13 protein-coding genes are annotated in these 12408 nt (G+C 36.1%); 7 read left to right on the forward strand and 6 right to left on the reverse strand.

The window, feature by feature from the left end:
• Together ahpF and ahpC are read right to left on the reverse strand one after the other, a co-directional pair.
• A partial coding sequence (ahpF, locus tag BAQ49_RS23260; RefSeq protein ID WP_071747233.1) for an alkyl hydroperoxide reductase subunit F occupies window positions 1-1483 on the reverse strand: 1483 nt, incomplete at its 3' end.
• A gap of 14 nt (window positions 1484-1497) precedes the next feature.
• The gene (ahpC, locus tag BAQ49_RS23265; RefSeq protein ID WP_000924420.1) at window positions 1498-2061 is read right to left on the reverse strand and encodes an alkyl hydroperoxide reductase subunit C; all 564 of its coding nucleotides are present in this window, start codon (window positions 2059-2061) and stop codon (window positions 1498-1500) included.
• 591 nt (window positions 2062-2652) lie between these two features.
• Here ahpC and mtnK point away from each other — a divergent pair.
• From mtnK to BAQ49_RS23280, 3 genes are read left to right on the forward strand one after another with little or no spacing between them, the layout of a single operon-like run.
• Window positions 2653-3879, forward strand: coding sequence for an S-methyl-5-thioribose kinase (mtnK, locus tag BAQ49_RS23270; protein WP_071747234.1), 1227 nt, complete (start codon window positions 2653-2655; stop codon window positions 3877-3879).
• Window positions 3880-3891: 12 nt separating this feature from the next.
• Window positions 3892-4932: an S-methyl-5-thioribose-1-phosphate isomerase gene (mtnA, locus tag BAQ49_RS23275; protein ID WP_071747235.1), complete on the forward strand. Its 1041-nt coding sequence runs from the start codon at window positions 3892-3894 to the stop codon at window positions 4930-4932.
• Between the two features lie 51 nt (window positions 4933-4983).
• Window positions 4984-5625, forward strand: a complete 642-nt coding sequence (locus BAQ49_RS23280; protein WP_071747236.1) for an L-fuculose-phosphate aldolase — start codon at window positions 4984-4986, stop codon at window positions 5623-5625.
• A 40-nt stretch (window positions 5626-5665) separates the two neighbouring features.
• Here BAQ49_RS23280 and BAQ49_RS23285 read toward each other — a convergent pair whose 3' ends face one another.
• From BAQ49_RS23285 to BAQ49_RS23295, 3 genes are read right to left on the reverse strand one after another with little or no spacing between them, the layout of a single operon-like run.
• Window positions 5666-6673, reverse strand: a complete 1008-nt coding sequence (locus BAQ49_RS23285) for a FecCD family ABC transporter permease (protein ID WP_071747237.1) — start codon at window positions 6671-6673, stop codon at window positions 5666-5668.
• A complete protein-coding gene (locus BAQ49_RS23290; protein WP_071747238.1) occupies window positions 6670-7710 on the reverse strand; it encodes a FecCD family ABC transporter permease in 1041 nt (346 codons plus the stop codon). The genes BAQ49_RS23285 and BAQ49_RS23290 overlap by 4 nt, the downstream gene beginning before the upstream one ends.
• A 48-nt stretch (window positions 7711-7758) precedes the next feature.
• Window positions 7759-8676 carry an iron-hydroxamate ABC transporter substrate-binding protein gene (locus tag BAQ49_RS23295; RefSeq protein ID WP_071747239.1) on the reverse strand — a complete coding sequence of 306 codons (918 nt, stop codon included), beginning with the start codon at window positions 8674-8676 and terminating at the stop codon, window positions 7759-7761.
• A gap of 331 nt (window positions 8677-9007) precedes the next feature.
• Between BAQ49_RS23295 and BAQ49_RS23300 the strand changes: the two genes are divergently transcribed.
• A complete protein-coding gene (locus BAQ49_RS23300) occupies window positions 9008-10057 on the forward strand; it encodes an NAD(P)/FAD-dependent oxidoreductase (RefSeq protein ID WP_071747240.1) in 1050 nt (349 codons plus the stop codon).
• 175 nt (window positions 10058-10232) lie between these two features.
• On the opposite strand, the gene BAQ49_RS23310 is transcribed toward BAQ49_RS23300, so the two are convergent.
• Window positions 10233-10601 (reverse strand): hypothetical protein, encoded by a 369-nt coding sequence (locus BAQ49_RS23310; protein WP_071747242.1) that lies wholly within the window; start codon window positions 10599-10601, stop codon window positions 10233-10235.
• Window positions 10602-10784: 183 nt separating this feature from the next.
• Here BAQ49_RS23310 and BAQ49_RS23315 point away from each other — a divergent pair, with 183 nt between their 5' ends.
• The 3 genes from BAQ49_RS23315 (at window position 10785) to BAQ49_RS23325 (ending at window position 12260) form a co-directional block, all read left to right on the forward strand.
• On the forward strand, window positions 10785-11024 hold the full coding sequence (locus BAQ49_RS23315) for a helix-turn-helix domain-containing protein (protein ID WP_080018159.1): 240 nt from the start codon (window positions 10785-10787) through the stop codon (window positions 11022-11024).
• Between the two features lie 249 nt (window positions 11025-11273).
• A complete protein-coding gene (locus tag BAQ49_RS23320) occupies window positions 11274-11795 on the forward strand; it encodes an LSm family protein (RefSeq protein ID WP_071747243.1) in 522 nt (173 codons plus the stop codon).
• A 15-nt stretch (window positions 11796-11810) separates the two neighbouring features.
• On the forward strand, window positions 11811-12260 hold the full coding sequence (locus tag BAQ49_RS23325; RefSeq protein WP_425266554.1) for a spore coat protein: 450 nt from the start codon (window positions 11811-11813) through the stop codon (window positions 12258-12260).
• The last annotated feature ends 148 nt before the right edge of the window (window positions 12261-12408 follow it).

Genomic DNA, 12408 nt, shown 5'->3' on the forward strand with positions numbered 1-12408 from the left:
CACCTGAACCCATAGAGATGATGATTTGTTTGTACGGATTATTTGTACAGTCACCTGCAGCAAACACTCCTGGTACGTTTGTAGCACCGTGCTTGTCTGTTACGATTTCACCGCGAACGCGTTCAACAGTTTCGCCTAACCAATCTGTGTTTGGCACAAGACCGATTTGAACGAATACACCTTGTAATTCAACGTGATGAACTTCTTCAGTTTCACGATCGATGTAAGAAATACCGTTTACTTTGTCAGTACCAGTAATTTCTTTCGTTTGAACGTTTTTCAGAACAGTTACGTTTGGTAAGCTGTTAAGACGTTCTTGTAATACAGCATCAGCTTTTAATTCTGGCATGAATTCAAGAACAGTTACATGCTTAACAATACCTGCTAAGTCGATAGCTGCTTCAATACCAGAGTTACCTCCGCCGATAACTGCTACATCTTTTCCGATGAATAATGGACCGTCACAGTGTGGGCAGTATGCTACACCTTTATTTTTGAACTCAGCTTCACCTGGTACGCCAACATTACGCCAGCGAGCACCTGTAGAAACGATTACGCTCTTACTTTTCAGAATAGCGCCGTTTTCAAGTTCCACTTCAATAAGTTCTTTTTTCTCTAAACGTTTCGCACGTTGTAGATTCATTACATCGATGTCGTATTCTTTTACGTGCTCTTCAAGGCTCGCTACTAGCTTAGGACCTTCAGTGCGTTTTACGCTGATGAAGTTCTCAATGCCCATAGTATCCATTACTTGACCACCGAAGCGCTCAGCAACGATACCAGTGCGGATGCCTTTACGTGCTGCATAAATTGCTGCACTTGCACCAGCAGGGCCGCCACCAACAACAAGAACATCGTATGGATCTTTATCAGAAAGCTCTGATGCATCTGGACCGTTACCCAATTTAGCTAAAATTTCTTCAAGTGTCATACGACCGCTTCCGAAAGATTCGCCGTTTAGGTAAACAGTTGGTACTGCCATGATGTCTTTGCTTTCTACTTCCTCTTTGAATGCAGCGCCATCAATCATAGTATGTGTAATACTAGAGTTAAGAACGCTCATTACGTTAAGAGCTTGTACAACATCAGGACAGTTATGACAACTTAGGCTGATATAAGATTCAAAATGATATTCGCTTTGAATGTTTTTGATTTGATCGATTAATTTTTGTTCAACTTTTGGAGCGCGTCCACTTACTTGTAGTAAAGCTAACACTAATGAAGTAAATTCGTGTCCTAATGGAATACCAGCGAATACGACACCAGTGTCTTCACCAGGGCGGTTTACGCTAAAGCTTGGTGTTCTCTCTAATTCAACTTTTTCTACTGTAATCTTAGATGACATAGTAGCTAATTCGTCTACTAGAGCTAACATATCTTTAGATACGTTATCGTCTCCTGCACTTACTTTAAGTAAAATATCGTTCTCCATTAACTGAAGGTATTGGGATAGTTGTGTTTTTATATCTGCATCTAGTATCATTTTGATCGAACTCCTTAGATTTTGCCTACAAGGTCAAGGCTTGGTTTAAGTGTTGCAGAACCCTCTTGCCATTTAGCTGGGCAAACTTCACCTGGGTTGTTACGTACGTATTGAGCAGCTTTAATTTTGTTAACAAGAATGCTTGCGTCACGGCCGATACCGTCAGCATTGATTTCCATAGATTGGATAACGCCGTCTGGATCGATGATGAATGTACCACGAGCAGCAAGACCTTCTTCTTCCATTAAAACGTTGAAGTTTGTAGTGATTGTGCGAGTTGGGTCACCAATCATAATGTATTCGATTTTGCCGATAGTTTCTGAGCTATCATGCCATGCTTTGTGAGTGAAGTGAGTGTCTGTAGATACAGAGTATACCTCAACGCCTAAGTCTTTTAGAGTTGCATATTGGTTTTGTAAGTCTTCAAGTTCAGTTGGACAAACGAATGTGAAGTCTGCTGGGTAGAAACAAACTACACTCCATTTTCCTTTTAAACTTTCGTCAGTAACTTGGATAAATTCTCCATTATGGTAAGCATTAGCTTTAAACGGTTTTACTTCTGTGCCGATTAATAACATATTAAAATTCCTCCTAAAGGTTGGTTTTGAGCATCGGAAATTAGTTTGCTCATAAAATATATTTTTTAATTAACTATAATAATTCTAATTCAATATTAATTATCATATAGAAGTGGTTATTTTGTCAAGAGAATAAACCAACTTTATACCAATTTAATTAATATTTATTCTCAATTAAGGCTGCTAGGGAATTAAAAGGTAATTTTCAAGTCATAAATTTTCAATGAGTGCTGGAAAGAGTAGTGTGTATGTTAGAGACATGGTGTAAGTATAAATTCTTAGGAAGGAAATATTTCTTAGAAGTTGTAGATTTGAAAAGGAACTGCTTACTTCTATTTTACAAAGAATTGTGAGATAAATAAAACAAAATGTATCGGAATCTTTGTGAACAATTATTGTCATCATAAATATATATAATAAGAAGTATATTGCAATGAGAAATAGAAACATTGACGCTCATTTCTAACAAGATATAATAAAAACGAGATATGTATTGCAACAAATAAGATATAGTATAGATTGAAAAAATTTCAGTCTATTATTTTTTTATGGCTTTTAGAAAACGTTTACATTTAGTGTGGAGGGGAAACCATGTCTAAGTTCACGAAGTATTTTTTAATGGAAGCTAAAGATGTGATTGCATATGTGCAAGAGAGATTACCTAAGTTCGAACATGCAAAGGGATTAAAGTGTAAAGAAATAGGTGATGGTAATTTAAATTATGTGTTCCGCGTTTGGGATGAACAGAAGAACATTTCTGTCATTGTAAAGCAAGCTGGGGATACAGCGCGTATTTCAGATGAGTTTAAGTTATCGACGAATCGAATTCGTATAGAATCGGATGTTTTGCGATTAGAGGGAGAGTTAGCACCTGGACTTGTACCAGATGTATATTTGTTCGATAGTGTGATGAATTGTTGTGTGATGGAAGATTTATCAAGTTATACAATATTGCGCACAGCACTCATAAATCATCAAATGTTTCCTAGGCTTGCTGATGATTTAACTACTTTTATGGTAAATACTCTTCTATTAACATCAGATGTTGTAATGAATCATAAAGAGAAGAAGGAACTTGTGAAAAATTATATAAATCCTGAGTTATGTGAGATTACAGAGGACCTCGTATATTCAGAGCCGTTTACAAATCATAATAAACGCAACGAATTGTTTCAATTAAATGAAGGATGGATTAGAGAGCATATTTATAGTGATAAAGAGCTTCGTATGGAAGTAGCAAAACTTAAGTTTTCTTTTATGACGAATGCACAAGCGCTGCTTCACGGTGATTTACATACTGGTTCTGTTTTTGTAAAAAGTGATTCTACAAAGGTTATTGATCCTGAGTTTGCTTTTTATGGACCTATGGGATATGACGTTGGGAATGTAATGGCGAATTTAATGTTTGCATGGGTGAATGCAGATGCAGTGATGCAATCTGGTATGGAGAAAAATACATATATGAACTGGTTAGAATCTACCATAATAGATGTAATTGATTTATTTAAGAAGAAGTTTTTAGATGCTTGGGATATTCATGTGACAGAGGTTATGGCGAAGGAAGAAGGCTTTAACCAAGTTTATTTACAATCTGTATTAGAGGATACAGCTGCAGTGACGGGTCTTGAGTTAATTCGCCGTATTGTTGGTCTAGCGAAGGTAAAGGATATTACTTGTATTGAGAATGATGCAGCGCGTGCTAGAATGGAGCGAATTTGTCTTCAGGCAGCGAAGAAGTTTATTTTACAAGCGAATCGATATAAAACAGGTACCAGCTTTGTAGAAACGTTAAGAAAACAAATGCATAGTGCGAAGTAAGGGGAGAAGATGATGGCAGAGCAATTAATACCAATTCAGTGGAAAGATGATGCTTTAGTGTTGTTGGATCAAACGGTATTGCCGAACGAAGTAGTCTATGAATCTTTTAAAACGGCTGAGGGTGTCTGGGATGCGATTCAAGTAATGAAAGTACGAGGAGCTCCGGCAATAGGAGTTTCAGCAGCCTATGGTGTGTATTTAGGGGTAAAGGAAGTTGCTGAAAGTTCGGCGGAAGAATTCATAGAGGAAGTAAAAAATGTATGTACATATTTAGCAACATCAAGGCCGACGGCAGTAAATTTATTTTGGGCGCTTGAAAGAATGGAAAGTGTAGCGAAAGAGAATGCTCACTTATCAATTGCGCAGTTGAAAGAGAGATTATTAGAAGAAGCAAAAGAGATTCATAGAGAAGATGAAGAAATTAACCGTCAAATTGGAGAACACGCATTAACATTATTCCGTGATGGCATGGGAGTATTAACGCATTGTAATGCAGGTGCGTTAGCAACGACTAAGTACGGTACCGCGACAGCTCCAATGTACTTAGCGAAAGAAAAAGGATGGGACCTTAAAATCTACTCTGACGAAACACGTCCAAGATTACAAGGTTCAACGTTAACAGCATTAGAACTGCAGCGAGCGGGAATTGATGTAACGGTCATTACAGATAATATGGCAGCAATGGTCATGTCACAAGGGAAAATTGATGCGGTAATCGTTGGATGTGACCGCGTAGCAGCAAATGGGGATGTAGCAAATAAAATTGGAACATTAGGCGTATCTATTTTAGCTAAATACTACAACATTCCATTTTATGTAGCAGCACCAACGCCGACAATTGATTTGAAAACACCGACAGGAAAAGAAATTCCAATTGAAGAAAGAGATGCTTCTGAAGTGATCAATCGTTTCGGACAATATTCTGCTCCGAAAGAAAGTAAAGTATATAATCCGGCATTTGATGTTACGCCATATGAAAATGTAACAGCGATTATTACGGAAAAAGGGATTGTGGAAGCACCGTTTACGGAGAACTTAAAAAAGCTATTTTAGTAAGTAGATATATAGTCAGTCATCATAAGCTTCATACTTAGGGGGATGTATATGTTATTACAAAACGAAAGAGAAGAAATTGTAGCGTATGGAAAGAAAATGATCTCCAGTGGTTTAACAAAGGGGACTGGGGGTAATATTAGTATTTTTAATCGTGAACAAGGGCTTGTTGCAATTAGCCCAAGCGGTTTAGATTATTATGAAACGAAGCCTGAAGACGTAGTTATATTGAATTTAGATGGTGAAGTGATAGAAGGAGAGAGAAAACCATCAAGTGAGCTCGATATGCACCTTATTTATTATAGAAATCGTGAAGATATAAATGCGCTTGTGCACACACATTCTCCTTATGCGAAGACAATTGCATCATTAGGATGGGAACTTCCTGCTGTGTCATATTTAATTGCTTTTGCAGGTCCAAATGTTCGCTGTGCACCGTATGAAACATTTGGTACGAAGCAATTAGCAGAGGCAGCTTTTGAAGGAATGATTGATCGTCGTGCAGTTTTACTTGCGAATCATGGTTTAATGGCTGGTGCAAATAATATAAAAATGGCGTTTACTATTGCAGAAGAGATTGAGTTTTGTGCTCAAATTTATTATCAAACGAAAAGTGTTGGGGAACCGAAATTATTGCCAGAAGACGAAATGGAGAATTTGGCGAAGAAGTTTGAAGGGTATGGGCAGCAGTAAAATGAAAACACCCTCAAGAAAAAATCTTGAGGGTGTTTCTTTACGCTTTCTTAAGCAACAAATACATAAAGTAAGGAGCACCAATTAAAGCAACGACAATACCTGCTGGGATGCCATTAGGATCAACGATATTTCGTCCAATTGTATCTGCTAGTAGTAATAGCCATCCGCCTATTAAAACGGCGATTGGCATGAATATTTGATGTCTTGGACCTACTAAAGATTTCGCGATATGAGGAGCCATTAGCCCGATAAAGCTAATTCCCCCTGTTACGGAAACAGCTGCAGCTGCAAGCGCAACGGCTGCAACTAATAAGTATCTGCGTTCTTTTTCAATTTCAATTCCAACACCGATTGCGACTGGTTCGTTTAATGCTAGAATGTTTAATCGATTTGCTTTATAGAAAACGAACGGAATTAATACGATTAACCATGGGAGCATTGCTAAAACGAAGATCCAGTCATCTCCCCAAATATTTCCGGCAATCCATTTTGAAATAAAGTCTACTTTCATGCGATCTGCGGATGAAATAAGGACAATCATCGCTCCAGATAGTGCAAATGAAAATCCGATACCGGTTAATGTTAATCGCACCGGCCGAAGTCCTGTTGATTTACTATATGAAAATACATAAATTAGAACAGCAGTAAGGAAAGCACCGATAAACCCAACGACTGGTAGTAAGTAAAGAAAAGAACCTACGTCAATTGGAAAGTATAAAAAGAAAATGGAAACTGCAACACCAGCTCCAGCATTGATTCCAAGAATGCCAGGTTCAGCTAAATCGTTACGTGTAATACCTTGCAGGATAGCACCAGATAAAGCGAGCGCCATACCGGCTAATAATGTAATGACAATTCTAGGTAGTCGTAAAGAATATAAAACAAATTCTTCTTTAAATGTACCTTGTCCCATTAGTGTTGGGAGTAATCGATCATAAGATAAAGATGCTGAACCGAGCCCCATTCCAACTACAATGGTTGTAATGGTCAGTATAAGTAAAGCGAGTATGATAATACGTTGTTTTCTTAGAATAGATTGCATCATGAGAAAGTTCTTCCTCCTTTACGAACGATAAATAGGAAGACTGGTAACCCTACAATAGCGACAATTGCAGCAACTGGTGTTTCGTACGGAGCGTTAATCGTACGTCCAATTGTATCTGCAAGTAGCATAAAGGATGCACCAGCAATTGCTGACATCGGTATAACAAATCGGTAATCTGGACCGACAATTGGGCGTACCATATGAGGTACCATTAAGCCAATAAATGCCATATTTCCGACAAGCGCTACAGACGCACCAGCAAGTAAGATAATAATGATAAATAAAATGGTTTTAATAACAATAATTTTTTGACCTAGTCCAACAGCAACTTCTTCACTGAAACTAAGGACTGTCAATTTCCTTGCAAATAAGATAGCGATAAAGATACTAATTGAAATGACTGGAATAATAATTTTTAATTGGCCCCAAGTTGTTCCAATTACGCCTCCAGCCGTCCACATTGATACATCTTGTGAAATTTTAAAGTAAATGCCAACACCTTCTGAGATTGCAAGTAGAAATGCTGAAACAGCAGCACCAGCTAATACAATTCGAAGAGGGGAAAGTCCGCCCTTTTTCACCATGCCAATTCCAAATACCATAATAGCGCCAATTGCAGCGCCGATAAAGCAAGCTAGTGTTAAGTAAAGGTAGCTTATAGAAGGGTTGAAAGCAAGTGTTAGTGCAAGTGCAGCATTTGCGCCGCCAGTTAGGCCAAGTAATCCTGGATCAGCAAGAGGGTTTCGCGTTAATCCTTGCATAATTGCACCAGAAACAGCGAGTCCAGCGCCTACAAAAATAGCAGCAACTTCACGTGGTAAACGTATTTCACGAAGGATGGATAGCTTATCCCCTTTAGCAGAGGAAGTAAGTGCTAACCATACATCTTTTATAGAAGTATCCGCAGCACCTAACACCATTGCGAACATAAAAATAAGAAAGAATGCAATGATACTCAAAATTAATTTGTATGTAAAAGCGTTGGAACGTAGGTTGTCTTTCTCTTTTGTCATCAGTTTCACATCTTTTCTTTTCATAGAATAAAGGAAGAGGAATTCTTAAATTAAGAATTCCTCATGTTTGTATTATTGACCAAGAAAGCTCTTCTTGAAGAAGTCTAGCTGGAAATCTAATGTAAGTGGATCATTGAAATAGAATTCCATCATGTTTGCTTCATATACACGATTATTTTTTACTGCTGGAATGTTTTTATATGATTCTGTCTCTTGGAATGAGTTATCAGTATCTTTGTTTTTACTTACGATTAAGTAATCACCGGCGAACTCAGGTAATACCTCAGTAGATAATGCGTAGTATCCTTCTTTTAAAGCTTTTTCTTTTACTTTTTCAGGCATTTTTAATTTCATTTCTTGGTAAAGAATTTCTGTTCCACGGCCCCAGTTTTCGCCGTATACATAAAGCTGTTTATTGAAGTTTTCAACAACAGAAACTGTTGCATCTTCACCGATCTTAGCTTTAATGTCTTTTCCAGCTGTTTGTGCGCGTTTCTTGAAATCATCAACCCAAGTTTTTGCTTCTTTTTCTTTATTTAATAATTTACCGATTTCTAAGTGTTGTGTTAAGTAATCAACTTTTCCGTAAGTGTATGTTACAGTAGGAGCGATTTTCTTTAACTTGTCAACATTTTTAATATTGGATAAACCAATGATTAAATCTGGATTTAATTCTGCAATCTTTTCAACATTCTCATCTGATACTTCAGCAACATTTTTAAGCTTGCTATCAAAACGTGGGTTTTGTTTAGACCATGAATCTACCCCAACAAGATTTACACCTAATGACATTACGTTACCAGCGAATGATGATAGGACAACAACACGTTGTGGATTTGCTGGAACTTCAACTTTACCATTTTCAGATTGGTATGTAATTGTTTCTGATTTCTTACCTTTTGCGTCGCTCTTCTTGTCTGTTGAACCATTGCTACAAGCACTCATAACAAGGACGAACAGAACTGTTAGTGAAATAAATAATTTTTTCATGGTCTTTCTCCTTTTGATAGATGATATGTAATATACAATAAATTGTTTAGCTTTGATCTTTTGAAAAGTTAGTGGTAATACAAAAGTCTTATTAACAATCTTGAACTTGAGATTTTACCACATAGTATTCACCATAGTAATAGAAGAAGATGTAATCTCACAGTTGCTAATAATTAACAAATTGATAATGATTATCACTATTGATTCTTTAAATACTATAATTTTATATAGGTGTATTGTCAATAGTGATTTTGATTGTAAATTTTGAGGAAACAGGTTATATTTTATTGAGAATGATAATCAATGATTAATAGCTGAGGAGTGAACACGAATGAATCAAGAAGAATTGTTTGATGTAACCGTGATAGGCGGAGGGCCTGCGGGGCTTTATTCAGCTTTTTATAGTGGACTAAGAGAGATGAAAACGAAAATAATAGAATTTCAACCACAGTTAGGTGGTAAAATACATGTTTATCCAGAAAAAATGATTTGGGATATTGGCGGATTATTACCGGTTACTGGCGAGAAATTAATTGAGCAACTTGTACAACAAGGATTAACATTTCAGCCTGAAGTTGCATTGAATACAAAAATAGAATCAATTATTCGTAATGAAGATGGTATTTTTACGTTGAAAACAAGCAATGGAGAAGAACATTTTTCAAAAACAGTGATCGTCGCAACTGGGAGTGGTATATTGAATCCACAAAAGTTGTCAATTGAAGGTGCAGAGAGATTCGAAGTCTCAAATTTAAATTATACAGTTAAATCGTTAAAACGTTTCAAAGATAAAACGGTAATTATTTCAGGTGGAGGGAACTCTGCAATTGATTGGGCGAATGAATTAGAACCAATCGCGAAAAAAGTGTATTTAACATATAGAAAAGAAGAATTGTCTGGTCACGAAGCACAAGTCAAACAACTTATGAACAGTTCAGCAGAATGTTTCTTTAATACATCGATTACAAAATTAATTGCTGGTGATAACCATGAAACGATTGAATATGTAGCATTAACAAATCATGAAACGGGAGAGGTTTCTCAGTTATCTATCGATGAAGTTATTATTAATCATGGATATGAACGTGACATTGCATTATTGGAAAATAGTGAGCTAGATGTCGCAATTGTAGATAATTACTTTATTGCAGGGAATGCAAATAGTGAGTCCTCGGTAGACGGATTATATGCTGCTGGAGATATTTTAAAGCATGACGGAAAATTACATTTAATTGCAGGGGCATTCCAAGATGCTGGAAATGCTGTAAATAAAGCGAAACAATTTATTCAACCAGATGCGAGTGAGTATGGTATGGTTTCTTCTCATAATGAGGTATTTAAGAAGAGAAATCGAGAATTGATTAAGCAGATGATGAAATAATAAAGGAACAAGTATACCCCCATTCACCTCTCTATTCGTATGGACGAGAGAGGTGAATGGGGGGTTTCCTGTTTATTATATCTGCAATCATTATCATGACACCGGTTTCATTAGTTCATGTGACATGAACGTTTTATTTGTAATCTCTCTAGAAAACAATGAATCTAGGTTTGGTTTATGCTGTCCCTTTCGCCTGTTCATTCGGAAATGGCATATTTAGTATAGAAGCAATGTATTGTTTTCCATGTTTTCGAGCTAATGATTCTAATATTTGGCGAACGCGTTTTGTAAGATGGCCTTGTTTTTTTATAGCCTCACAATATGCATCATAGAAAACGTATTTAGCCCAAAGGAAATCATCTTGTTGGAATAAGAAATGATTTTTGTACCATTCGCCAATTGTATGATAGCAATTGCTTTCATGTACTGCTGCACTTTGTGAAAGAATACGATCGGATAAAGACTTAGATAGATGAGAAATTGTGTTTTCTGTTTCAACTCGTAATGTTTTTTCTAACATTGTAATGATGTGACGAGTAGCCATATGTTAACTCTCCTTTGTGTAAATGGGTAATACCATTCTATATTTTAAAAAAATACTTACTATATTATTATACAATATATGGAATGCATCTACCTGCTTTTTAATTTGTATTTACAAAATCTTTTTTATTTGTTTACAAAAATAAAGTAAGATACAGTATATATATGAAAAAACTATAAAGGGATGAACACATTGTATATAACGATAGAAGAGGCTGCGGAATATTTGAATTTACCCAAATCGTATGTTGAAGATTTAATTCAGCAAAAGAAAGTTCGTGCACTGTTTGATGGAGAGCAATATTTATTAAACAAGGAACAGTTTAATACACATTTAGAACAAATGGAGAAATATAAGCAATTAGTGGAAGAAATATTAAATGAGCCAATTCCGGAAGATATGGATGTTAAAGACGAAGATTAAATTTATGAAAATCCCCCGTATTAAGATATGAAGAAATGTATCTTAATACGGGGGATTTTTGTATGAAGATATGAAAAAATCACCCGAAATCCTAGAGTTAATTTAAGGGAAAGAAGATTTTTATAGGGATTCGTACTATTAGTTAAAAGCATATTTTTTCATGGCGGGGACAAACATAGCGAACATAACCTGTACAGATACATATACTATCAGTGCAAAAGCTTATAAATTAATGGAAGGGGTTTTCTCGTGAGTTTATTCAATTGGGATTTTTTGGAAGGTTTAATTGGATCTAATGTAAGAGTAAACAGAGGTGGACCAGAATCTCAAAAAGGAACAATAGTGTCAATAGGTGCGGACTACTTCGTATTACAGAATGAAAAAGGAGAGCACCATTACTATCAGCTTCGTCATCTGAAAAGCATTACAAAAAATACGAAAGATGGTGGAATAGCTGATTCTGGATGGTCGGAAGAAGACAGTGCAGAAGACTTTGAAACGCTACTTCAAAACTTTAAATACCGCTGGGTGAAAATTAATCGTGGTGGTCCAGAGAAAATTGAAGGTATTTTACAAGATGTTTCTAATGATTATGTAACGTTAATTATAAAAGAAGAAATTGTACTAATTGCACTGTCTCATATTAAAAGTGTTAATTATAATGCACCAGTAAGTGGAGAGAGCGATGAGAGTAGCGATGAGAAAAGTAATGAAAACAGCAATAATTCAAGTCGAGCTCGCGCACAAAGACAATCAAGTAGAGGAAGATAATACAGAAAGGAGGGTATGAATTTGAAGAAGTTAGTATGCTGTGATCAAATCAAAGGTTTAGTAGGTGAGAATGTAAAAGTAAATCTTCGCGGACCGGAAAGTCGAGTAGGTGTACTGTCAGTGTTAGGGAAAGATTACCTTACACTACAATTACCTCATGGAGAAGTAGTGTATTATCAGTTGAAACATGTGAAGAGTCTAGTCAGAAAAGTGAAAGAAGCGCAAGGAGACTATGATTCATGTTTCTGCTCTGATGACGATACTTTTTTAGATGTATTAAATGATTTGAAGTATACGTGGATAAAGATTAATCGTGGTGGACCAGAGTGTGTGGAGGGTTTATTAAGTGATATACATGATGGAAATATTACACTAGTAAACGGTGATGAAGTCATTTATGTAATTAATTCTCATATTAAGAGTGTAAGTCAAATAGTTAAAAACAAAAAGAATGAAGAAGAATAATGTTTAATAAATAAGAGGGGCATTATGATTGAAATTGAAGAGCGATTTCATATATCGCTGCAATTATTTCGCGATATATGAAAAGGAATTTCTTACTATTAAAAAACAGAAAAGTGCCCCCGATTATTTTTGGGAAATAGAAGAGAGA

Source organism: Bacillus proteolyticus (assembly GCF_001884065.1).
Classification (GTDB): Bacteria; Bacillota; Bacilli; order Bacillales; family Bacillaceae_G; genus Bacillus_A; species Bacillus_A proteolyticus.